The sequence below is a fragment of the Pseudomonas sp. 7P_10.2_Bac1 genome, from assembly GCF_025465935.1.
In the GTDB taxonomy this organism is placed as follows: Bacteria; Pseudomonadota; Gammaproteobacteria; order Pseudomonadales; family Pseudomonadaceae; genus Aquipseudomonas.
This window is the reverse complement of record NZ_JANLNV010000012.1, coordinates 1-23,896: the sequence shown is the minus strand read 5'-3', so window position 1 is coordinate 23,896 and position 23,896 is coordinate 1. Positions and strand designations below refer to the sequence as shown.

The 23,896-nt window shown below is 57.4% G+C and carries 19 protein-coding genes; 8 read left to right on the top strand and 11 right to left on the bottom strand.

Translation table 11 applies throughout. The features are described from left to right. Positions 1-43: 43 nt before the first annotated feature. The 3 genes from NTD86_RS02930 to secA all read right to left on the bottom strand — a co-directional run bounded on the left by NTD86_RS02930 (position 44) and on the right by secA (position 5,196). A complete protein-coding gene (locus tag NTD86_RS02930) occupies positions 44-988 on the bottom strand; it encodes a Nudix family hydrolase (RefSeq protein ID WP_262200657.1) in 945 nt (314 codons plus the stop codon). Between the two features lie 122 nt (positions 989-1,110). Continuing rightward, positions 1,111-2,328, bottom strand: a complete 1,218-nt coding sequence (gene argJ, locus NTD86_RS02925) for a bifunctional glutamate N-acetyltransferase/amino-acid acetyltransferase ArgJ (protein ID WP_262200656.1) — start codon at positions 2,326-2,328, stop codon at positions 1,111-1,113. A gap of 114 nt (positions 2,329-2,442) precedes the next feature. Then, positions 2,443-5,196, bottom strand: coding sequence for a preprotein translocase subunit SecA (secA, locus tag NTD86_RS02920; RefSeq protein WP_262200655.1), 2,754 nt, complete (start codon positions 5,194-5,196; stop codon positions 2,443-2,445). A gap of 307 nt (positions 5,197-5,503) precedes the next feature. Between secA and NTD86_RS02915 the strand changes: the two genes are divergently transcribed. Then, positions 5,504-5,956: a DUF721 domain-containing protein gene (locus NTD86_RS02915; protein ID WP_262200654.1), complete on the top strand. Its 453-nt coding sequence runs from the start codon at positions 5,504-5,506 to the stop codon at positions 5,954-5,956. Between the two features lie 155 nt (positions 5,957-6,111). Here the strand turns inward: NTD86_RS02915 and NTD86_RS02910 are convergent, their stop codons facing one another. From NTD86_RS02910 to purU, 3 genes are all read right to left on the bottom strand, one after another. Continuing rightward, positions 6,112-7,590 carry a DUF853 domain-containing protein gene (locus tag NTD86_RS02910; RefSeq protein ID WP_262200653.1) on the bottom strand — a complete coding sequence of 493 codons (1,479 nt, stop codon included), beginning with the start codon at positions 7,588-7,590 and terminating at the stop codon, positions 6,112-6,114. A 182-nt stretch (positions 7,591-7,772) separates the two neighbouring features. After that, positions 7,773-7,946 carry a hypothetical protein gene (locus NTD86_RS02905; protein WP_262200652.1) on the bottom strand — a complete coding sequence of 58 codons (174 nt, stop codon included), beginning with the start codon at positions 7,944-7,946 and terminating at the stop codon, positions 7,773-7,775. Positions 7,947-8,051: 105 nt separating this feature from the next. Next, a complete protein-coding gene (gene purU / locus NTD86_RS02900; RefSeq protein WP_262200651.1) occupies positions 8,052-8,900 on the bottom strand; it encodes a formyltetrahydrofolate deformylase in 849 nt (282 codons plus the stop codon). A 351-nt stretch (positions 8,901-9,251) separates the two neighbouring features. Here purU and mvaT point away from each other — a divergent pair, with 351 nt between their 5' ends. Continuing rightward, positions 9,252-9,629: a histone-like nucleoid-structuring protein MvaT gene (mvaT, locus tag NTD86_RS02895; RefSeq protein ID WP_262200650.1), complete on the top strand. Its 378-nt coding sequence runs from the start codon at positions 9,252-9,254 to the stop codon at positions 9,627-9,629. A 78-nt stretch (positions 9,630-9,707) separates the two neighbouring features. On the opposite strand, the gene sbcB is transcribed toward mvaT, so the two are convergent. From sbcB to NTD86_RS02880, 3 genes are all read right to left on the bottom strand, one after another. Then, positions 9,708-11,159, bottom strand: a complete 1,452-nt coding sequence (sbcB, locus tag NTD86_RS02890; protein ID WP_262200649.1) for an exodeoxyribonuclease I — start codon at positions 11,157-11,159, stop codon at positions 9,708-9,710. Positions 11,160-11,261: 102 nt separating this feature from the next. Then, positions 11,262-11,621 carry a PilZ domain-containing protein gene (locus NTD86_RS02885; protein ID WP_262200648.1) on the bottom strand — a complete coding sequence of 120 codons (360 nt, stop codon included), beginning with the start codon at positions 11,619-11,621 and terminating at the stop codon, positions 11,262-11,264. Positions 11,622-11,809: 188 nt separating this feature from the next. Then, complete coding sequence (locus NTD86_RS02880) at positions 11,810-12,211, bottom strand: tetratricopeptide repeat protein (protein WP_262200647.1); 402 nt, start codon at positions 12,209-12,211, stop codon at positions 11,810-11,812. Positions 12,212-12,365: 154 nt separating this feature from the next. On the opposite strand from NTD86_RS02880, the gene pyk reads away from it, so the two are divergent. After that, on the top strand, positions 12,366-13,817 hold the full coding sequence (gene pyk / locus NTD86_RS02875; protein WP_262200646.1) for a pyruvate kinase: 1,452 nt from the start codon (positions 12,366-12,368) through the stop codon (positions 13,815-13,817). A gap of 178 nt (positions 13,818-13,995) precedes the next feature. On the opposite strand, the gene NTD86_RS02870 is transcribed toward pyk, so the two are convergent. After that, positions 13,996-14,934 carry an iron-sulfur-binding ferredoxin reductase gene (locus NTD86_RS02870; protein ID WP_262200645.1) on the bottom strand — a complete coding sequence of 313 codons (939 nt, stop codon included), beginning with the start codon at positions 14,932-14,934 and terminating at the stop codon, positions 13,996-13,998. Between the two features lie 305 nt (positions 14,935-15,239). On the opposite strand from NTD86_RS02870, the gene NTD86_RS02865 reads away from it, so the two are divergent. Continuing rightward, entirely contained in the window at positions 15,240-16,763 is a 1,524-nt protein-coding gene (locus NTD86_RS02865; RefSeq protein WP_262200644.1) for a fumarate hydratase, read from the top strand. A gap of 107 nt (positions 16,764-16,870) precedes the next feature. On the opposite strand, the gene yiaY is transcribed toward NTD86_RS02865, so the two are convergent. Further along, positions 16,871-18,019 carry an L-threonine dehydrogenase gene (gene yiaY / locus NTD86_RS02860; protein WP_262200643.1) on the bottom strand — a complete coding sequence of 383 codons (1,149 nt, stop codon included), beginning with the start codon at positions 18,017-18,019 and terminating at the stop codon, positions 16,871-16,873. Between the two features lie 148 nt (positions 18,020-18,167). On the opposite strand from yiaY, the gene NTD86_RS02855 reads away from it, so the two are divergent. The 4 genes from NTD86_RS02855 (at position 18,168) to NTD86_RS02840 (ending at position 23,530) form a co-directional block, all read left to right on the top strand. Continuing rightward, positions 18,168-19,193: a DUF4917 family protein gene (locus NTD86_RS02855; RefSeq protein ID WP_262200642.1), complete on the top strand. Its 1,026-nt coding sequence runs from the start codon at positions 18,168-18,170 to the stop codon at positions 19,191-19,193. A gap of 176 nt (positions 19,194-19,369) precedes the next feature. Next, positions 19,370-19,909 carry an RNA polymerase sigma factor gene (locus NTD86_RS02850; RefSeq protein ID WP_262200641.1) on the top strand — a complete coding sequence of 180 codons (540 nt, stop codon included), beginning with the start codon at positions 19,370-19,372 and terminating at the stop codon, positions 19,907-19,909. Continuing rightward, a complete protein-coding gene (locus tag NTD86_RS02845; RefSeq protein ID WP_262200640.1) occupies positions 19,906-20,856 on the top strand; it encodes a FecR family protein in 951 nt (316 codons plus the stop codon). The genes NTD86_RS02850 and NTD86_RS02845 overlap by 4 nt, the downstream gene beginning before the upstream one ends. A 121-nt stretch (positions 20,857-20,977) precedes the next feature. Continuing rightward, complete coding sequence (locus NTD86_RS02840) at positions 20,978-23,530, top strand: TonB-dependent receptor (protein ID WP_262200639.1); 2,553 nt, start codon at positions 20,978-20,980, stop codon at positions 23,528-23,530. Positions 23,531-23,896 lie beyond the last annotated feature (366 nt).

Genomic DNA, 23,896 nt, shown 5'->3' with positions numbered 1-23,896 from the left:
CTTGACCCGCCCCCACCTTTTGAAGCTACTGGAGCACAGAAGTCTAATCCTGAGGCCAGAATGCGCGTATCCCGGCAACCCCCTGCGCACCTATGCTCCACGCCTGCTGGCAATCATCCGGCCCCAGACCTCCCAGCAAAAACACCGGTTTGTTGAAATGGGCGATCATTTGCTGCGCCTGCTCCCAGCCCAAAGGCTGTGCATCCGGGTGAGTTTGAGTCGGCAGTACTGGTGACAACGTCACGAAATCAACGTCCATCTGCTCGGCCAACGCCAGTTCTTCAGCGTTGTGGCACGACGCCGCCAACCAGCGTTCTTTAGGCAGCGGTCGCCCCTTGGATGCGTATTTGCGCAGTTGCGCAGCGGTCAAATGCCAACCCGCCGAAGGAAAATCCCCCAGCCATTCCAGCGGCCCCTTGAGCATCAGTTGCGCCTTACCAGCACACAACCCTGCAGCATCAACCGCCAGATCGCGGTATTTAGGGTCGTAACCATTGGGCGCGCGCAATGAGACCAGCTTGATACCACCCGCAATGGCTTTCTGCAGCCCGCGCAACAGCTCTGGTGTTTCCAGACCGTCAGGGGTAATCAGGTACTGATCCGGCAGACGTGCTGCAGCGACAATCGGCTGATTCGCCGCCGGAAACTCATAACCGGACAAATCCCGCGATGAGGCCCAAACCAATGGCTGACCTTCTACGCCATGAGGTTCGCCTGTGAATGCAGACACTTCCCACACATCGAGCAGCACCTGTTTGTCCGGGTAGTCATGTTGAACCTTGATCAGCGGTCTGGCAGTGCTCACCGAGATCCCCAGCTCCTCTTGCAACTCACGATTCAACGCTGCCTCGACCGATTCCCCCGTCTCGACCTTGCCACCCGGAAACTCCCAGAGCCCGCCTTGGTGTTGAGTATCAGCGCGACGGGCAATCAGTACCTTGCCGCCTTCGCCACGGATAACGGCCGCAGCCACATGAATTCGTTTCACCCTGGTACTTCCTCCACTCCGGCCTGTTGCCAGGCTTTAAACGCCGGCCATTGGTGCATGGCCTTATCTTTCAAACCACCCAGCCTTGAGCTGCGGGAGCACACGCCCCCGCAGTAGCGAGATCAGGTACGGTATTCGGCGTTGATTTTCACGTACTCGTGGGACAAGTCTGTGGTCCAGATGGTCTCGCTGGCGGTACCGCGGCCCAGTTCGATGCGAATGGTGATCTCTTCACGGGCCATCACCGCCGAACCCTGTTCTTCGGTGTAAGTGGCCGAGCGAGCACCGCCGCTGGCGATACACACTTCACCCAGGTACACGTCGATCTTGCTCACGTCCAGATCCGCTACACCGGCACGCCCTACAGCGGCCAGGATACGCCCCCAGTTTGGATCAGAAGCAAACAATGCGGTCTTGATCAGTGGCGAGTGAGCCACGGTGTAACCCACGTCCAGGCATTCCTGGTGATTGCCGCCGCCATTCACTTCAACGGTCACGAACTTGGTCGCGCCTTCACCATCACGCACGATGGCCTGGGCCACGTCCATGCACACTTCAAACACCGCCTGCTTCAAGGCCGCGAACAGCGGGCCACTGGCTTCGGTGATTTCTGGCAGATTGGCTTTGCCGGTGGCGATCAACATGCAGCAATCGTTGGTCGACGTGTCGCCATCAATGGTGATGCGGTTGAACGACTTATTGGCTCCATCGAGCAGCAGGTTTTGCAGGACATCACGCGAGACTTTGGCGTCAGTTGCGATATAGCCCAGCATGGTGGCCATGTTCGGACGGATCATCCCGGCACCTTTACTGATGCCAGTCACGGTGATGGTCACACCTTCGTGCACGAACTGACGGCTGGCACCTTTAGGCAAGGTGTCAGTGGTCATGATGCCGGTGGCCGCTTCGGCCCAGTTGTTTTCCGACAGGTCGTCCAGTGCGGCTTGCAAAGCCCCTTCGATTTTCTCAACGGGCAGTGGCTCACCGATCACGCCGGTGGAGTACGGCAGTACGGCGCTGGCGTCCACTCCAGCCAGTTCAGCCAGCTTGGCGCACGTGCGAGTGGCCGCGATCAGGCCAGGCTCACCGGTACCGGCGTTGGCATTACCGGTGTTGGTCAACAGGTAGCGCACAGGGCCCTGAACGCGCTGCTTGGCCAGAATCACCGGCGCTGCACAAAAGGCATTCAAGGTAAACACGCCAGCAACGTTCGAACCTTCAGCGCAGCGCATGACCACCACATCCTTACGCCCGGGACGCTTGATGCCGGCGCTAGAGATACCCAGCTCAAAACCGGCCACCGGGTGCAAAGTAGGCAAAGGACCAAGACCAACAGCCATGACGCGCTCCTTAATAGAGATGACAGTTCCGCCAATGGGCGGGAATTCAATGGTAAAACGCCGCGACGGCTAATGCCGGTCGCGGCGCGGGTGTTTCAGTAGATGAAGCGGGCTTTAGTTGATTTGCCCGTGACAGTGCTTGTATTTCTTGCCCGAGCCGCAGTAGCACAGCTCGTTACGCCCCAGCTTCTGGTCATTGCGCACCGGCTCGGACGATGTATCGACGTCAGCGATGTCTGCACCTTCAAGCACCTGAGCCATGGCATCAGGCTGATCAAGACCTGGTGCTTCGGCGTGCTGGAATTGCAGGCGCGAAGCCAGCTCTTCAGCTTCTTGACGCAGGCGCGCCTCTTCTTCAACTGGATCTTCGCGACGAACCTGTACGTGGGACAGTACGCGGATCGAATCACGCTTAATCGAATCAAGCAGCTCGGAGAACAGGTTGTACGACTCGCGCTTGTACTCTTGCTTCGGGTTCTTCTGCGCATAGCCGCGCAAGTGGATACCGTGGCGCAAGTGGTCCATGGTCGACAGGTGGTCTTTCCACAGATCGTCCAGAACACGCAGCACAATTTGCTTCTCGAACGTGCGCAGGGCTTGTGCGCTGGCCTGTTCTTCTTTTTCGTTGTACGACGCCAACAGCTCGTTCAGCAGCTTCTCGCGCAGGGTTTCTTCGTACAGGTGATCGTCTTCGTCGAGCCATTGCTGGATCGGCAGTTTCACACCGAAGCCGCCTTCGATGGCCGCTTCCAGACCAGCAATGTCCCACTGCTCTGGCAACGATTGCGGCGGGATGTGTGCGCTCACGGTGCTGTCGAGTACGTCCTTGCGGAAGTCAGCGATGGTTTCGCCGATGTTTTCAGCCGCCAGCAACGAGTTACGCATGTGATAAATCACTTTACGCTGTTCGTTGTTAACGTCATCGAACTCAAGCAATTGCTTACGGATATCGAAGTTGCGGCCTTCAACCTTGCGCTGCGCCTTCTCGATCGCGTTGGTCACCATACGGTGCTCAATCGCTTCGCCGGACTGCATACCCAGGGCCTTCATGAAGTTCTTCACCCGGTCAGAGGCGAAGATACGCATCAGGCTGTCTTCCAGCGACAGGTAGAAGCGGCTGGAACCGGTATCACCCTGACGACCGGCACGACCACGCAACTGGTTGTCGATACGGCGCGACTCATGGCGCTCGGAAGCAATTACATGCAGACCGCCCGACTCCAGCACTTGCTGGTGGCGCTTCTGCCAATCGGCCTTGATCTGGGCAATTTGCTCTGGCGTCGGGTTCTCGAGCGAGGCAACTTCCACTTCCCAGTTACCGCCCAACAGGATGTCGGTACCACGACCGGCCATGTTGGTAGCGATGGTCAGTGCGCCCGGACGACCGGCCTGTGCAATGATTTCAGCTTCTTTTTCGTGAAACTTGGCGTTCAACACCTTGTGCTCGATGCCTTCCTGTTTCAACAGGTTGGACATGTGCTCAGAGGTTTCAATGGTGGCTGTACCGACCAGCACTGGACGGCCTTTTTCCATGCAGTCCTTGATGTCAGCCACGATGGCAGCGTACTTCTCGTCCGCCGTCAGGAACACCAAGTCGTTGTAATCCTTACGCGCCAGCGGCTTGTTCGGCGGGATAACCATCACCGACAGACCGTAGATCTGGTGGAATTCAAACGCTTCGGTGTCTGCAGTACCGGTCATACCGGACAGCTTGTTGTACAGACGGAAGTAGTTCTGGAAGGTCGTCGAGGCCAGGGTCTGGCTCTCTGCCTGAATGTTCAGGCCCTCTTTCGCTTCGATCGCCTGGTGCAAGCCTTCAGACAGACGGCGACCCGGCATGGTACGGCCGGTGTGTTCGTCGACCAGCAATACCTGACCATCTTCAACGATGTACTCAATGTTGCGATGGAACAGCTTGTGAGCGCGCAGCGCAGCGTACACGTGGGTCAAAAGACCCAGGTTGTGCGCCGAGTACAGGCTTTCACCCTCGGCCAGCAGCCCGATCTGGGTCAGCATGTCTTCTACAAACTGGTGACCGGATTCGTTGAGCTCGACCTGACGGGTCTTCTCGTCGATGGTGAAGTGGCCGGCCTTGGTGACCTGCCCTTCCACTTCTTCGACGTGCTGTTCAAGGCGCGGAATCAGCTTGTTGATTTCGGTGTACAGACGAGAGCTGTCTTCGGCCTGGCCAGAGATGATCAGCGGCGTACGGGCTTCGTCGATGAGGATGGAGTCGACTTCGTCGATTACAGCGAAATTAAGCTCGCGCTGGAATTTTTCTTCCATGCTGAAAGCCATGTTGTCGCGCAGGTAATCGAAGCCAAACTCGTTGTTGGTTCCGTAAGTGATGTCGGCGGCGTAGGCTTCACGCTTCTCTTGAGGTGGCTGGAATGGCGAAACCACACCTACCGTGAGCCCAAGGAACTCGTAGAGCGGACGCATCCAGTTGGCATCACGACGTGCCAGGTAGTCGTTCACGGTCACCACGTGCACGCCCTTGCCGGACAGTGCATTGAGGTAAACACCGAGGGTCGCTACCAGGGTTTTACCTTCACCGGTACGCATTTCTGCGATCTTGCCTTCGTGCAAGGTCATGCCACCGATCAACTGTACGTCGAAGTGGCGCATGCCCATGACGCGCTTACCGGCTTCACGGCAGACCGCGAAGGCTTCAGGCAGCAATTGATCGAGGGTCTCACCTTTAGCTATGCGGGCCTTGAACTCTTCGGTCTTGGCGCGCAATTGCTCATCACTCAGAGCAACCATTTGCTCTTCGAAGGCATTAACGACCTGTACCGTCTTGAGCATGCGTTTAACTTCGCGCTCGTTCTTGCTTCCAAAAAGTTTCTTTAACAAAGGCGCAAACATATCGGCAGGATCTTCCACACATAGGGATGGAGGGCGGCCCCGAGAGTCGCCCGAGCAGCCCTGATGGCCGCATGCGAGCGAGCATTCTACCCGGAAACGGCGGTGAGGAAAGTGGCGTTATTCCACGATACTGGTACAGCGTTGTGACGGGGCCTGACTAAAATAAGCCCTTTTTGCGGAACTTCAACCCATGCGGTGCAGAAGTTAGCTATTGATTTTGCAAATAAACTTAAGCGTTTCAGGTCTATGTCGAGGCAAATGGCGGTTTCTGCTAAGATTGCCGCTCAGTTTTCTCAGGTGTTTAAACATGGCATTTCGCCCACACCCAGCACGGGCACCCGCCGTTCTGCTTCGCGAGGCCAAGCCCCTAAGGGCCATTTTCGGCCACGCCAAACGCCTCGCCCATTTGCAGCGCCTGCTTGAAAGCCAGCTCCAGCCTGCTGCACGCGAACACTGCCATGTCGCCTCATGGCGTGAAGGTAGTTTGTTATTAATCGTTACAGATGGCCACTGGGCCACGCGCTTGCGCTATCAGCAGAAGCGCTTGCAGCGCCAGTTGCAGGCGTTTGATGAGTTCGCCAGCCTGACCCGGATTTTGTTTAAAGTGCAGCCGCCGACCGTGCAAGCCAAAGTCGGCGGGCACACCCATGACCTGTCAGTGGATGCCGGGCAAACCATCCAGGCGACCGCCGAGGGCATTAGCGATCCTGCGCTACGTGCAGCCCTGGAGCGACTGGCAAGCCATGCCAAGACAAAATGACTCCATACACCTGTAGCCGTTGGTAAGCTTTGCGAGGCTACCTGCGACTGCGGAGCAGCCGTAAAGCTGCACACTCTATCGATACGACAAGCCAAAAAATCGTAGCCTGCGCCAGCTTCTACACAAAAAACCGGCTTCTGTTGCATGCCCCCCCTTCATTTACGCTTGCCGTTACCCAACAACGACCCCAATAACCCGCGTACCAATTGACGGCCCATCTGGCTCGCGGCCTGGCGTGCCATGGATTGCAGGGCTTTGCCCGTACTTGTCCCCAAAAACTCCCCCGCCTGATCCAGCAAGCTCGGTTCATGGGGCGCCGCCGACGCCTGCCCTTCTGGCGCCTGGCCCTTGCGAGCCTGCAGCACCTCGTAAGCCGACTCACGGTCTATCGGCTTGTCGTAACGCCCCTGCAACGGCGAACTGGCAATCAAGGCCGCCCGCTCAGCCTCGCTCAGCGGTCCAATGCGCGACTGCGGTGGCGCAATCAACACACGCTGAACCATCGCTGGAGTGCCCTTTTCCTCAAGCATGCCCACCAAGGCCTCGCCCGTCCCCAACTCGGTCAGCACCGCCAACGCACTAAATGCCGGGTTTGGGCGAAAACCGTCGGCCACAGCCCTCAGCGACTTTTGCTCTTTGGCCGTGAACGCGCGCAATCCATGCTGGATACGCAAGCCCAATTGCGCCAGCACCGTGTCAGGCAAGTCCGCCGGTGATTGCGTGACAAAGTACACGCCCACCCCTTTCGAGCGAATCAGCCGAACCACTTGCTCCAGGCGGTCCTGCAGCGCCTTGGGCGTGCCTGCAAACAGCAAGTGCGCCTCGTCGAAAAACAACGCCAGCAAAGGCTTGTCGGCATCGCCACGCTCCGGCAATTGCTCAAACAGCTCAGCCAAAAGCCACAGCAGAAAAGTTGCATACACTTTGGGTGCCTCATGCACCAGTCTGCTGGCGTCCAGCAGGTGGATACGCCCACGACCATCGCTGGCGGGCTGCAGAAGGTCTTCGAGTTGCAGCGCCGGCTCACCAAACAACGATTCGGCACCCTGCTGCTCAAGCGTCGCCAAACGACGCAACAATGCCTGGCTGGACCCTGTTGTCATCAAGGCCGCGTCCTCGCCCAGCACTTGCGGGTTATCTCGCAAATGCCCGAGCAACGCTTTAAGGTCCTTGAGGTCAAGGAGCAACAACCCCTCGCGATCAGCCACTTTAAAGGCTGCATATAAGGCGGACTGCTGGCTGTCTGTCAGCTCAAGCAGGCTCCCGAGCAGCAATGGCCCCATCTCGCTCAAGGTGGTGCGTAACGGATGACCTGTTTTGCCCTGGATATCCCACAGGGTGACCGGGTAAGCCTTGGGCTGATAATTCAGCCACGGCATGCCGGCAATACGCTCTGCAATCTTGCCTTGCGGATTTCCGGCCGCGCCCAACCCACACAGGTCGCCCTTGATATCGGCAGCAAAGACAGCCACCCCCGCCTCACTGAACTGCTCAGCCAAACGTTGCAGGGTGACGGTTTTGCCGGTACCCGTGGCGCCCGCCACCAAGCCATGGCGATTGGCCAGGCGCAATGACTGGGCAATGGGCTGATCAGCGAGGTCAGCCCCCAGAACTAGTGCAGAAGAGTCAGGCATGTTGCCACCTTTGATTAGTCATTTGCGGACCCGGATTAATGCATTCCTTAATGCTAGACCAGAAAATTCCCGATTTAGTACGAGTCTGCCCACTTTAAAACGCGAACAGCAGCGCACCGGCCTGCGACCCGGGAGGGCCAGACCGTGTTCGTCGCGACAATCAAAGGGGCAGCCGGGAACGGCTAGAGGTCAGGGTCGATTTCAGCGTTTTGCTGCAGCTCATCCCAAAGCCTGGCAGCGTCAGGAAACTCAGTGCCGTCGTCTGGGCTGAGCGCGTCCGGGTCATAACGACTCAAACAACCTTCGCCCAAGGTGGCGGGCGCGCGGGATGTGGCCTTGTCGAGTGGATCGTTCATGGCGCGCCTCTCTGAATCATTGCCGTGGGCTGCAATGGGATTGCGGGGTTTTCAGAAAAAACAGGTTACTCCGCACCCATCGCAGCCTGCGGCAGCGACTACGGCTTAAAATACGACGGTTTTGTTGCCGTGCACCAACACACGGTCTTCGAGGTGATAACGCAGGCCACGGGCCAGCACCATCTTCTCGACATCACGGCCGAAACGCACCATGTCTTCAATGCTGTCGCTGTGGCTGACGCGCACCACGTCCTGCTCAATGATCGGACCAGCGTCCAGCTCTTCGGTGACGTAATGGCACGTTGCGCCAATCAGCTTCACGCCGCGCATGGATGCCTGGTGGTAAGGCTTGGCCCCCACGAAGGACGGCAAGAAGCTGTGGTGGATGTTGATGACCTGGCCCGCGTATTCGCTGCACAGGTCCGGCGGCAGAATCTGCATGTAGCGCGCCAAGACCACGACTTCAGCCTCGTGATGCTTGACCAGACGCGACACTTCGGCAAACGCTGGCTGCTTGTCTTTCGGATCAACCGGCACGTGATAGAAAGGAATACCGTGCCACTCGACCATGCTGCGCAAATCATTGTGGTTCGAAATGACGCAGGCAATATCGCAGTCCAGTTCATCGCTGTGCCAGCGATGCAGCAAATCTGCCAGGCAATGAGATTCACGGCTGGCCATCAACACCACGCGTTTTTTTTGCGCAGTGTCAGTAATACGCCACTGCATCGAAAACTCTTCAGCGATCGGGGCAAAGGCCTCACGAAAAGCTTCGAGTCCAAAGGGCAAAGAGTCGGCACGAATTTCGTGACGCATAAAGAACCAACCGCTTTGATCGTCCGAATGGTGGCTCGCTTCAGTGATCCAGCCATTGTGGGAAGCCAGGAAATTACTGACCTTGGCCACAATGCCGACGCCGTCGGGGCACGCAATCACCAACCGAAAAGTGCGCATGAGGGAAAAACTCCAAAACTTTACTAAGGCCGCCATTCTAGCGAGTGCGCAGCAAAACTACAGTATTCGTTGAGCCTTATTACCTGCGCCACGGGCGCGCGTTGCAAAAGGGCTGGCCCCCAACAGCGCCGTGGTCTGCATTGATTTTATCGATCCGTTGATACTATTTATTAATGACTTTGATAAAGCCAAGGCATCGACCCTATTTAACAGGCCTCATATTGCACACCGACAAAAGTTAATGAATAAAAATTTAAATTAATCCTTGATTGGATATTTACTTGCAGTAACTGTCTGACTATTATTGCCCCCACTGTATCCCTGTCATCACTTCAGCATAAGGTAAGCCTCATGTCCTTGATCAACGAATACCGCGCAACAGAAGAAGCCATCAAAGAACTGCAAGCTCGCCTGAAGAACCTGTCCGAAGACGACAAACTTCAAACCGAGCTGGAATTTGAAGGCAAACTGCGCACTCTGATGGGCGAATACCAAAAGTCGCTGCGCGACATCATTGCCCTGCTGGACCCAGAGTCCAAAGCAACCAAAGCACCGCGCGGTGTTGTTAAAACCACCGGCACCAAACGTGCTCGCAAGGTTAAACAATACAAAAACCCACACAACGGCGAAGTGATTGAAACCAAAGGTGGCAACCACAAAACTCTAAAAGAGTGGAAAGCCAAGTGGGGCAGCGACGTGGTTGAAGGCTGGGCAACTTTGCTCGGCTAAGTGATTGCGAACACCTCGCGTGTTCAGCAACTCCCATAAAAAACGCCAGCTTGCTGGCGTTTTTTTATTGCCGTGTATTTAGTCGGTAGTGTCGGCTGGAGCTTGCAGCCCTATCCGCTCGCTCAAGTTCTTGGCATAACGCTGCCACTGCTCCAGAAGCTTCAATTGGGCAGGCGTTGCATTACGCGCCAGGCCTTGTGCGGCCTCGGTGAACTGGCTCAGGGTTAAAGGCGCACCCAGCTCCGGATCCGTCAGCCGCTGCTGGCAAAACACTTGCCAACGAGCCTGTTCCTGCTCGTTCAAGGTATGTGGAAAGTTTCGCGCGCGGTAACGGAATAATAATTCGGGCAACCGTTCGTCATCAAAAGGCCACGCATCTTTTCCCAACTGTTCCGGGTCACTTAAGCGTACTTGCTCACACAGCCGCCGGTCACGGTCACCTAAAAAACCGTCATACAGTTGCTGTTCAGGGTCCTGGCTAGGAATGAAATCTTCGTGCGCATAAATAACATTTAACTTTTGCTTCCAAACTTCCTCGGCTGCCTTCAGCACCTGGGCCCGGGCCTGATATTCAGCCATGTCCAATTGCAAACGCTCTTGGTCCTGTGCCCGCACAACATTTAACGGCGCCACCACCGGACAACGATTAACGTGAATCAGCTTGAGCCCAATCGGCGCCTGCCCTTCAGGCAATTCTTCACGACGCGTATAAAGCAGTGCTCGCAGCGATTCAGCATCCATGTCCAATAAAGGCTGTGGATCAAAGTGCAGGTCGTAGACAATCAATGCATTGCGGTTTTTAGGATGCCACCCCAAGGGTAAAACGATCCCGAGATAATGCCGCGCCGCCGAGAAACGCCCTGAAATATGCAGCATCGGTTGCAACAGCCGAACTTGATCCAGCACCCGCTGTTTAGTTCGCAACTGAAATAACCAGTCATAAAGTTTTGGTTGTTTCTCACGAATCAAACGCGCCAATGCGATGGTTGCGCGCACATCGGACAACGCATCGTGCGCCTGACCATGATCAATCCCGTTGGCGGCCGTCAGACGCTCGAGCTTGAGCGTCACTCGCCCGTCCTCTTCGGGCCAAACAATGCCTTGCGGCCTTAGTGCATAAGTCGTACGCACAACATCGATCAGGTCCCAGCGACTGTTACCGCCTTGCCATTCGCGCGCGTAAGGATCGAAGAAGTTTCGGTACAGACTGTATCGCGTGACTTCGTCGTCAAAGCGCAAGGTGTTGTAGCCCGCGCCGCACGTGCCAGGCTGCGCCAATTGCGCATGGGTGCGCGTCATGAACTCGGCTTCCCCCAAGCCCTTGTCTTCAAGAATGCCCGGGGTAATGCCGGTCACCAGGCAAGCAATGGGGTGCGGCAGAATATCGTCGCTGGGCTGACAATACAGATTGACCGGCTGGTCAATCTCATTGAGGTCGAAATCGGTGCGGATACCGGCAACCTGCACCGCACGATCGCTGCGCGGATTGATGCCGGTGGTTTCGTAGTCGTACCAAAAAATGGAAGTCACGGGGTGTTCCTGAGCAATATTCGCGCTCAGTCTAGGCGTTCACAGCCCGGCTAGACCAGCACGAACCAGCACAGGCGAATACTGCCCACCTGCACCGGCTCATCAAACGGAGGCTTGCATCGGGTGGAAACTGAAGTAGTGGTGCAAATCGCCAATGAGAGCGAGGTACTCGTCTGGCGGCTGATAGAGAATAAAACCGGAGTCATAGAAGGTCGGGGTTACATCTTCACGGCACCACAGGCAGCGCGCGACAAGATCGACCAGTTGAAACTGGCCATTGCTGCACGGCAGCTTGAGCCGCAGTTGAAAATCGGCCCCCACCAGCAGTGGCAGTTGGCTGATCAACACCAGACCACCCTGCGACACATTGCCCAAATACCCCATGGGCTTGTCCGTGAATCGATTGAATACCTTCAAGAAAGAAGCTAATTCGTGACGCTGGATACGGCGTTCAGTAACCATGTTGAATCCACACTTTTAAAGGCCCGGGGTAACCGCCCGGAAGATCGCGCACTCAAGCGCTGCCAACCGGACACTGAGACACTTTGTGTTTCATGCACATCCGTTGAAAAGCATAGTAACAATCACGAAACAACATCAAAGAGCCACTACTGACTACTGCTATCACACCGCTGTGTGATCACACCCTTTCAAGGCGTGTTAAAACGTCCACCCGCCGGAATGGTCGCCGGCAGCGCTTGAGCTGTGCCTGGGCCCGGGATGAATTTAAGAATACGCAACGTCTCGATTCGGGCCTTCGCCCGGTAAGCATATTCGCTCTTCGGAAACTCATTAATGATGTATTGGTAAGTTTGGGCGGCATCCAGGTAGAACTTTGTACGCTCCAGACACAATCCACGCAACATTGCCGTTTGCGGCCAGATATAGGGCCGGCTGCGACTTTCACGGTCAACCTCAGACAACTCGAGCATCACGGCCTCGCAATTGCCGCGATCGTAGGCGCGGTAGGCGCTGTTCAAATGGTGGTTCATTGACCAGCGGGTACAGCCGGTGACACTGGCGAGCATCACTAAAACAAGCAAAAAGCGCATGGGTATCTCCTGTTCTCAACAGTGTATCGACCCCTGCTGCAAATTCTTCACATCCTGTGCACCACAACTTAAGTCGAAAGTAGTGCAGAGGAACAATGACTACAGCCAAAGACCATAGTAGCCTTTGGCAGCGCTTGAACTCAGGAGTCTATGCATGTCCGTTCGTCGTACTAAAATCGTTGCCACACTTGGCCCTGCCAGCAACTCACCGGAGATGCTTGAACAGCTGATCCTGGCTGGCCTGGACGTCGCCCGTCTGAACTTTTCCCATGGCACTCCCGATGAGCACAAGGCTCGCGCCAAGCTGGTGCGTGACATCGCAGCCAAGCACGGCCGTTTCGTTGCGTTGCTGGGTGACCTGCAAGGCCCGAAAATCCGTATCGCCAAATTCGCCAACAAACGCATCGAACTGAAAATCGGTGACCGTTTCACCTTCTCCACCAGCCACCCGCTGACAGAAGGCACTCAAGACATCGTCGGCATCGACTACCCGGATCTGGTCAAGGATTGCGGCGTCGGTGACGAACTGCTGCTCGATGATGGTCGCGTGGTCATGCGCGTTGAAACCGCCACTGAAGACGCCCTGCACTGCGTCGTCCTGATCGGCGGCCCACTGTCGGACCACAAAGGCATCAACCGTCGCGGTGGCGGCCTGACTGCACCTGCACTGACTGAAAAAGACAAGGCCGACATCAAGCTGGCTGCCGAAATGGAAGTCGACTACCTCGCCGTGTCGTTCCCGCGTGACGCCGCGGACATGGAATACGCCCGCCAACTGCGTGACGAAGCAGGCGGTGTAGCCTGGTTGGTCGCCAAGATTGAACGTGCCGAAGCCGTGGCCGACGACGAAACCCTCGACGCACTGATCAAAGCCAGCGACGCGGTCATGGTTGCCCGTGGCGACCTGGGCGTTGAAATCGGCGACGCAGAACTGGTCGGTATCCAGAAAAAGATCATCCTGCACGCTCGCCGTCACAACAAAGCGGTGATCGTTGCGACCCAGATGATGGAGTCGATGATCCAGAACCCGATGCCAACCCGTGCCGAAGTGTCTGACGTGGCCAACGCCGTGCTCGACTACACCGATGCCGTGATGCTGTCGGCTGAAAGTGCTGCCGGTGCCTACCCTCTGGAAGCCGTGCAGGCCATGGCGCGCATTTGCGCCGGTGCCGAAAAGCACCCGACCAGCAAAACCTCCAGCCACCGTATCGGCAAAACCTTCGAAAGCTGCGACCAGAGCATTGCCTTGGCGGCCATGTACACCGCCAACCACTTCCCTGGCGTCAAAGCGATCATCGCCCTGACTGAAAGCGGTTACACACCGTTGATCATGTCGCGTATCCGTTCTTCGGTGCCGATCTACGCGTTCTCCCCGCACCGCGAAACCCAGGCCCGCGCAGCCATGTTCCGTGGCGTTTACACCGTACCGTTCGACCCGGCTTCGCTGCCGCCAGAACAAGTCAGCCAGGCCGCCATTGACGAGCTGCTCAAGCGTGGCGTCGTCGAGAACGGTGACTGGGTCATCCTGACCAAGGGCGACAGCTACCACACCATCGGTGGCACCAACGGCATGAAGATCCTGCATGTCGGCGACAAAATGGTTTAAGCCTTAATCGGCCCACACCCAAAGCCCCGCCCGAGCAATCAGGCGGGGCTTTTTTGCAAGATTGCAGAAACTCTTGAAGTGGCTGCCGAGGAACGACGGCTGCGATGCGGGCCGAAAGATCGCCGCTCAGGTCCGCTACGCAGCCTCATGCTTGGGCAGCGACTACAGTTTTGCCAGTTCAGCCGCGGGTCAAAAAACGATCGGCCAGCAATTGATTGCGCGACAGCCCGGCCAGAAATAGACGCTTGGCAAACGCTTCAACCGTGTCCGGGTGGCCGCAGACCAAGGCGTGAGTCTGACGCGCCATCACCCGCAGTTGCGGTAGATAATCCGCCAATTGGCTGCGCAACACCCACTCGACCGTCAAGTTGGGATGCTCGGCGGCCAAGGCCTGCAACTCGGCGGCAAGATAAAACTCGCTGTCATCCCGAGCCACATGCACCACTCGGATTGGCCCCTGATGCTCCTGACGCAGCGCCTCGCGCAACACACCCGACAAAGGGGCCAGGCCAGTGCCCGCACCCAGTAGCCACAAAGGCTGCTCCTGCCAGTCCGGGTCATAGCGCAACGCCCCGCCGCGCAATTCGCCCAAACGCACCAGCTCGCCGACCTTGAACTGCCGCGCGGCATCGGCAAACTCACCGGGGTGCGCGCAATCAAGATGAAACTCCAGAAAGCGGTCTTCTTCCGGCAGGCTGGCCAACGAATAAGGCCGCGCAATACCGCCGGGCGTCCACAGCACCACATGCTGGCCAGCCCGATAACGCAAAGGGCGCTGCGTCACCAACCGCAGGCGCAGAACCGTAGGGCTGAGCCAGTCCAGTGCCGACACCTGGGCAGGCAGGCCGTCGCGCTCAGGGTCAAAGGCCTCAATCTGCAGATCTTCAACCACCTGGCACTGACACGCCAGGCGCCAGCCTTGCTCGTGCTGCGCCAGGGCCAACGCCTGTGGTTTGAGGTCCAGGGGTTCCCCTTGCACGCAACGCACCAGACAGGCATGGCAACTACCCGCCCGGCAACTGTACGGCACAGCAACGCCCGCCTGGTTCAAGGCATCCAGCAAGTTACTGCCCTGCTCGACTGACCAGCATTTATCGGCGACGTGTAACTCGGGCACTTCTGGCCTCCTGTGGGTAATTAGTCTTATAGACGCTACAGCACCGCTTACCACTTGAAGCACCTCTGTGCTCACAAGCCCCGTAAAGCGAAGGTCCTGCGGCCCTTATCGCAGCCTTCAGCAGCGGCTACAAGTTTTGCTTGCTCAGGTGTATCAAAGACAGCCTCGGGTTATACTGCCGCGCCTTTTTTGTGCCGGGCCTGCGTGCCCGGTGCATCTCTCAAGTTGTTTACGACAGACCGAAGCACCCAGGTCGCAAACACCTTATTGATTGAATGTTCCCGTCTTATAGAGGAGCGCGACCCATGACCGTGATCAAGCAAGACGATTTGATCCAGAGCGTTGCTGACGCCCTGCAATTCATTTCTTACTACCACCCCGTTGACTTCATTCAGTCCATGCACGAAGCCTACCTGCGCGAAGAATCGCCAGCGGCCCGTGACTCGATGGCGCAAATCCTGATCAACTCGCGCATGTGTGCCACTGGCCACCGCCCGATTTGCCAGGACACCGGCATCGTCACCGTATTCGTGCGTGTGGGCATGGATGTGCGCTGGACCGGCGCCACCATGAGCCTGGACGACATGATCAACGAAGGCGTGCGTCGCGCGTACAACCTGCCGGAAAACGTTCTGCGTGCTTCCATCCTGGCCGACCCGGCCGGTGCTCGCCGCAACACCAAGGACAACACCCCGGCGGTGATCCACTACTCCATCGTTCCAGGCAACACCGTGGAAGTGGACGTAGCAGCCAAGGGCGGCGGTTCCGAGAACAAGTCGAAAATGGCCATGCTCAACCCGTCCGACTCGATCGTTGACTGGGTGCTCAAGACCGTTCCGACCATGGGCGCGGGCTGGTGCCCACCGGGCATGCTCGGTATCGGCATCGGCGGTACGGCTGAAAAGGCGGCGGTGATGGCCAAGGAAGTGTTGATGGAGTCCATCGACATTCACGACCTGATCAAGCGCGGCCCGAGCAACCGTATCGAAGAAATGCGTATCGAACTGTTCGAGAAGGTCAACCAACTGGGCATCGGCGCCCAGGGCCTGGGCGGTCTGACCACCGTGCTCGACGTCAAGATCATGGACTACCCGACCCACGCGGCCTCGTTGCCGGTCTGCATGATCCCGAACTGCGCGGCCACCCGCCACGCACACTTTGTGCTCGACGGTTCGGGCCCTGCTGAACTCCAAGCGCCACCGCTCGATGCCTACCCGGAAATCGTCTGGGAAGCTGGCCCATCGGCCCGCCGTGTCAACCTCGACACCCTGACTCCGGAAGAAGTACAGAGCTGGAAGCCGGGCGAGACCGTCCTGCTGAACGGCAAAATGCTCACCGGTCGCGACGCAGCGCACAAGCGCATGGTCGAAATGCTCAACAAGGGTGAAACCTTGCCGGTCGACCTCAAGGGCCGCTTCATCTACTACGTTGGCCCGGTTGACCCGGTAGGCGACGAAGTGGTGGGGCCGGCGGGTCCGACCACTGCAACACGGATGGACAAGTTCACCCGCCAGATCCTCGACCAGACCGGCCTGCTGGGCATGATCGGTAAATCCGAGCGCGGCCCGACTGCCATCGAAGCGATCAAGGAACACAAAGCCGTGTACCTGATGGCCGTGGGTGGTGCTGCCTACCTGGTTGCCCAGGCGATCAAAAAATCCCGCGTGGTGGCGTTTGCCGAACTGGGCATGGAAGCGATCTACGAGTTCGACGTGAAAGACATGCCAGTCACTGTGGCAGTCGACAGCAAAGGCGAGTCGGTGCACATCACCGGCCCGGCCATCTGGCAACAAAAGATCCACGACAGCCTGGCCGTCGAAGTGCAATAAGCGCTTTCAAGCCAGACACAAAAACGGCCAGGTGAATAACCTGGCCGTTTTTTTATGCGCCCAACCTTGTAGGCGCGGGCTTTCAAAAGTCTAAACCCGCCAGTCGCTTAAAACGCGCTACGGAAGATCTCTTCGATCTGGTGTTGATCGGCTTGACGCGGGTTGGTAAACCCACACGCATCCTTCAACGCATTGCTTGCCAACACCGGGATGTCATCCAGTTTGGCGCCCAGGTCACGAAGTCCCGCCGGGATTTCGACGTCCTTGGCCAATGTGCGAATGGCCGCAATCGCCGCCTGTGCGCCCTCTTCCGGGCTCAAGCCACGAACATCAGCGCCCAGTGCATGCGCCACGTCAGTCAAACGCTGCGCGCAGACACTGGCGTTGAACGTTTGCACATGCGGCAGCAACACGGCGTTGCACACGCCGTGCGGCAAGTCATAGAAGCCGCCCAATTGGTGCGCCATGGCATGCACAAACCCCAGCGAAGCGTTGTTGAACGCCATCCCGGCCAAAAACTGGGCGTAGGCCATATTCTCGCGCGCAACCAAATCCTTGCCGTCACGGACCGCCTGGCGCAGGTTCTTGCTGATCAACTCCATGGCTTTAATCGCGCAGGCATCGGTAATTGGGTTCGCAGCCGTCGACACATACGCTTCGATCGCATGGGTCAACGCATCCATGCCAGTCGCCGCAGTCAGCCCTTTAGGCATTGCCACCATTAACTCAGGATCATTGACCGACAACAGCGGGGTCACGTTACGGTCGACGATGGCCATTTTTACGTGGCGTTCTTCGTCGGTGATGATGCAGAAACGCGTCATCTCACTGGCCGTACCCGCCGTGGTGTTGATCGACACCAATGGCAGTTGCTGCTTGGCCGACTGATCAACACCTTCATAGTCACGGATATGCCCACCGTTGGTGGCGCACAGTGCAATGCCCTTGGCGCAGTCATGGGGCGAGCCGCCGCCCAGTGACACTACGAAATCACACGCATGCTCCTTGAGGACTTTCAAACCGGCTTGCACGTTAGCAATGCTCGGGTTCGGCTTGGCACCGTCAAAAATCACCGACTCGATGTCCTGCTGTGCAAGTTTTTCAGCAATAAGCGTCGCTACACCGGCCTTGGCCAGCCCTGCGTCCGTGACAATCAAGGCCTTGCGAAATCCATAGTTGCGAATCGCGGTCATGGCTTCTTCAAGGCAGCCATTGCCCATGATGTTCACGGCAGGGATAAAAAAAGTGCTGGTCATGGTGAGTCCTTTTGGCGGGCACTACCCGCAACGCTTGTTGTGTGGGTCAAGCTAGCTTCCTCCAATCAAATGGCTCAGATGTTGATCTGGCTCAAGTCTTGGTCGTGATAAAGTCCCGCACCGCCCCAGTATCGAGAAACAAATAGACATGACTCCCTTCCAGGAATTTGATGCCGAACTAGAAGACTGGAACGCGCTCAGCGCCAGCCAACCCTGCACCGGGCTGCTGGTGGGTAACGGCGCGAGCATGGCCGTGTGGCATGACTTTTATTACGATTCGTTGTTTGAAAAAGCCAAGAGCGTCAGCGAAAAGCCCCTGAGCCCCACTGAACTCAGCGTGTTTGATGCCTTGGGCACGCGCAATTTCGAGCACGTGCTCAGCGCCTTGAAGACCGCCAGCAAGGTCAATAAAGCGCTGGCGATCAGCTCCGCGTCCCCGCGCAAACGTTATTACGCGATCAAGGAAGCCCTGATCAACTGTACTCAAGACGTGCACATCCCCTGGCGCCTGATGCAAGCCGACACCCTGGCCTGCTGGCAACAGGAACTGGCCCGGTATGCCACGGTGTACTGCTCCAACTACGACCTGCTTGCCCCTTGGGCCGTGATGCAGGCGCCCAAACAGTTCAATGACCTGTTCGATAACCAGAGCGCCACCTTTGAGCTGGGCAGCACCCGTGGCAAAAGCAAGGGCACTCGGGTCTTGTACCTGCACGGCGCCATGCACCTGGTGAAGAATCAGGAAGGCAAGGCTCGCAAGATCCACGCGAACGAGGCCTCCTTGCTCAGCAGTTTTGCGGTCAATCACTCCATCAGCGCGCTGGACGATGTGCCGCTGTTTGTCAGTGAAAGCAGCAGCGACGACAAACGCAAAACCATTCGCTACTGCGACTACCTGACCTTTTGCCATGAACAACTGATGGCTCACAAAGACGCGCTGTGCATCTTCGGCCACAGCCTGGGCGAGCAAGACCAGCACCTGATCGATGCCCTGCGCCAAGCACCGCTGAAAACCCTCTGCATCTCGATCTACCCGCGCAGCGAAGCGTTTATCCGTTTCCAGAAAAACCACTACGCCGCGCTGTTTGCCGATACGAAACTGACGTTGCGCTTCTTTAATTCCAAAACTCACCCGCTGGGCTACACCAAGCATTCAGTCCCGGTGGAGGTGTAACCCCCCATCACGACTGTAGGAGCCAACTGCCTCGCGATCTTTTGATCGTTTAAAAGCTCGCGAGACAAGCTCGCTCCTACAGGATTCAGAGACATCGCTAATAAAGCGAGACAAATAGCAATCATTCTCGATACCATTCGCGGCTTGACTGCAACAGTGTTCCTGGAAGGACCTACATGTCTCGCTTCAAACCCGATCCGTTGGCGGCCGAATCCTTTCGCGAGTTCTATACGCAAATTCTGCACTTCCTGCGCAAGCGTACCGACAACGCCAGCGATGCCGCTGACATGACCCAAGACGTATTCACCCAATGGCTGGGTTATCAGGACCGGGCCAAGGTCGAGCAACCGCGGGCGTTTCTGTTCCAGGTGGCGCGCAACCTGCTGCGCGATCATTGGCGCCGCCAGCAGGTGCGCCATGAGGCACACAGCGAACATCTGGAACCTGCCACCGAGCCTTTAAGCGATGAGAGGGATGAGCCGATGGCCGCTGCCCAGCGCCTGCAACGCCTTGAGCAACTCAAAAGCGTGCTCGCCGAACTCTCGCCCAGGCGTCGTGAAGCCCTTATGCTGCATCGCTTTGAAGGGTTAAGTCAGGCGCAAATCGCCGAACGCATGGGGATCTCCGTCAGCATGGTGGAAAAGCACATCGCCTTTGCCTTGTTGCACTGCAAGCAACATCTACAACGGGAAAACGGCAAGGTACAGCCACAATGAGCCCATTTGAAACGAGCGACATCGACAGCATTGACGCGCAGGCTGCCCAGTGGTTTACCCGCAACCGTGACGCGCACAACGCCCCGGCAGACCCCGCGTTCAGCGCCTGGTACGCGGTCCCGGCCCATGCCCGGGCCTACGCCGAATTCGAAGCATTGTGGGCCGACCTGGGTGAACTTGAACAACTGGACCAGCCCGTGCCTTTGCCCGTCAAAAAACCTTCTCGCAAGGGTTACGGCTTTGCCATGGCCACGGCGGCAGCGATTTTATGTGCCATCTTCGCCCTCAATATCGGCACGCCGGTGGCGCTCTATCAGCAGCAAGTGGCCACTACCTCCCAAGGGCCCAAAACCATACTCCTGCCCGATGGCAGCACGTTGAACGTCAACGCCAATACCCAACTGCGAATCGATTTCACGGCTCAGGTGCGCAACATTTACCTGGAGCATGGCCAGCTGTACATCGACGTCGCGCCCAATAAAGAACACCCGCTGGTGGTGCATGCCGGTGACGCGCAGATCAAAGTGGTGGGCACCGGTTTTGATGTACGCCGCAGCCCGCGCCAACTGGAAGTCAGCGTCGCCCACGGCCAAGTCGCGTTCATGCCCGATGCCAACACCTCGACCTTGCTTGGCGCTCAGCAACAGGCCACCTATTCCTACGCCAAAGGCACCCTGCAAGCACACACCCTCAACGCCAACGAAGCCGGCAACTGGCGCAGCGGCCACTTGTCGTTTCGCAATCGCGAGCTGGCCAGCCTGGTGGATGAGCTTGATCTGTATCGCCCAGGGATCATTGAGCTGGCGAGCGGGCCACTCGAACACTACAAGGTCTCGGGCAATCTCAACACCGCCGACCCACTGGCACTGGTCAAAGCCCTGCCCGCGCTGATCCCGGTCAAAACGGTGTTGCTGGACAGCGGGAAAATACGTATCGAACCGCGCTAAAAAAACATATGCGAATATTTTGCATTCGCATATGTGGATTTTCATTCGTGCTGCGTCTTCCTTCGGTCTGCGTTGCTAACGCATGTCTTTTTTGGCCTTTGTTGCCGCACTGGGGGATTTCATGTTTCGCGCACCACATCACTTCTCGTATTTGTGCACCCGTCCGACCTTGCTCGCCGCGTGCATGACGGTCAGCCTGTCTGCCCACGCCGAATCGATCCAACTGCAGCTGCCGGCGCAATCGCTGGCCAGCTCGTTGAGTGACATCGCGCAACAGGCAAATATCGCTCTGCTGTTCGACGAAGCGCTGCTGCGCAACATCAAAGCCCCTGCCCTGAGCGGCTCCTACAACGCGCAAGACGCCATCAGGCAGTTGCTCAAAGACACTGATTTCAGTTTGATCCAGGTGGACAGCACCTACGTCGTGCGCCCCAAAGAGCAAGGCACCACCACCAGCAACAGCCTTGAGCTGAGTGCACTCAGCGTGGTCGGTAACGGAAATGAAGTCGACTCCAGCAACGTCGGCAAATCGACCATGACCCAGGCCGAAATCAACCGCTATCAGGCCAACAATATCCCGAGCCTGCTGTCCACCCTGCCCGGCATCTACCTGGGCGGCTCGCTCAAACCTGGTGGCCAGACCATCAATATCTGGGGCCTGGGCGAAGCCGAAGACGTCCAGCTGACCGTCGACGGCGCGACCAAAAGCGGTTTTGAGCGCTACATGCAAGGCACGATCTTTGTTGAGCCGGAACTGATCAAGCGACTGGAAGTCGAGAAAGGCCCCCACGACGTGCGCACCGGCAACGGCGGCTTTGCCGGTGCCGTGCGCATGATCACCAAAGATGCGCCCGATCTGCTCGAAGACGGCAAAAACACCGGTGGCATGCTCAAGTACGGCTACAGCAGCAACGACCACCAACAGGTCTACAGCGGCGCCGTATACGGTCGCACCGACGATGGCCGCGCTGATGCGCTGGTGTATTACACCAAACGCGACGGCGACGACATGAAACTGGCCGGCCACATCCCCGACCCGAAAAACGAATACCCGATCAATCCCAAACGCCTGCCCAATACCGCCCAGGACCTGGACGCCCAACTGCTCAAGGTAAACCTGCACTTCAACGAAGAACACAGCGCGGGCATGACCTATTCCCATGTGAACAATGCCCTGTGGGTGCCCTTCTCGGCGATCAGCTACCCGGCTCCGCCCAGCCAGGCCACCATCGACAAATACGGTTATGACGGTGCTACCCGTCGCTACTTGTCCAACCGCTCGACCGTCGACAACACCTGGTCGGGCCAATACAAGTATCAGCCTGTGAATAACCCGCTGATTGACCTGGAAGTGAAGCTCTCGCATTCCAAAACCGAACAGACCGACAAGCGCGGCGAACAAGCTTACTTCCAGCCCTCCACCGGCGGCCGCAAAATGGATACCGCCTACACTGACGACATGCTCCAGGTCGAAAACGTCAGCTTGATTGCCACCGGCCCGCTGGACCATGCCATCACCACCGGTGTGCAAGTGCGCAAGCACAAACGCGATGTCGACATGTGGATGCCAGGCGGGATTTATGAGTCCGAGAAATACAACTGGGGTCATTACCAGCCAAGCTTTATGCCCAAGGGCAAAGTAGACACCAACAGCGCTTATATTCAGGACGCCATTACCTGGGGCGATTTCACCCTGACCCCGTCGCTGCGCTACGACCATGTGCGCAACCGGGGTGAAAAGAACGACGCACCGCTCTATAACCAGGCTGACCTGGGCCACGACTACAGCAACCAGACCTACACCGGTTGGTCGCCTCGTCTGTCAGCCTTCTGGAAAGTGACCCAGAACACTGCCTTGTTTGTCGACTACAGCAAAACCTGGCGTGCGCCGTTGATTGACGAGCAGTACGAAGTCCAGGGCTCAGGGAACCGCACGCCGACCAGCCTGGACCTCGATCCGGAGCGCATAACCGGCTGGCGCGCGGGCAACATCACCAACTTTGATCATATCTTCAGCGACAGCGACCACGCCCTGATCCGCACCACCTTGTTCCGCAACAAAATCGACAATGAGATTTTCAAAGCCACGGGTGTCGGCTGCGCGCAGCAAACCACCGCCGGCGGTATGTCCAAGGAATGTGCGGGGATGTTACCCATGCCCAACTACCGCAATATCGGCAGCGTGACCATCAAAGGCTTTGAAGTCGAAAGCTTCTACGACTCGACCTACGTATTTGGCTCACTGTCGTACGCATGGATGACGGGGAAACACGAAGGTGCTTACACCAACCCGTGGGGACCGGACGTGTGGGCGCGGGACATTCCGGCGCCGAAGTGGATTGCAGTGCTGGGTACCAAGATACCGAGCCTGGATGCTCGTGTCGGCTGGAAAGGCGAGTTCGTGCGTAAAACCGACCGTTTGCCTAGCGATAAATACGGGCCGGGTCCGCTGACAGTCCTGGGCGACCGCTACTACAACCAGTACGCCAACGATGGGTATAACGTGCAAGGCCTGTTTGCCGAATGGAAACCGCAACAGCCGTACCTCAAAGGCACAGAAGTCAATTTCACGCTGGATAACATGTTCAACAAAAGCTACCGGCCGATGCTCAGCGGCGCCAACGCTTACAGCCAAGGCCGCAACGCCAAAATCAGCGTGACCCGATTCTTCTAAACCCCTACGCATTAGCTGCCGTAGGATGCGATCTTTTGATCTTGAAAGATCGCGAGACAAGCTCGCTCCTACAGAGGTTTAGAGGGGCCTTAAATCTTTTCGTCGATGGCAACAAAATGCCCATCAACGCCGCACCGAGCACTGTCAACAGAAACGGTAGGAGCGAGCTTGCCTCGCGATCTTTTGATCTTGAAAGATCGCGAGACGAGCTCGCTCCTACAGGGGTTTAGAGGGGCCTTAAATCTTTTCGTCGATGGCAACAAAATGCCCATCAACGCCGCACCGAGCACTGTCAGCAGAAACCGTAGGAGCGAGCTTGCCTCGCGATCTTTTGATCTTGAAAGATCGCGAGACAAGCTCGCTACT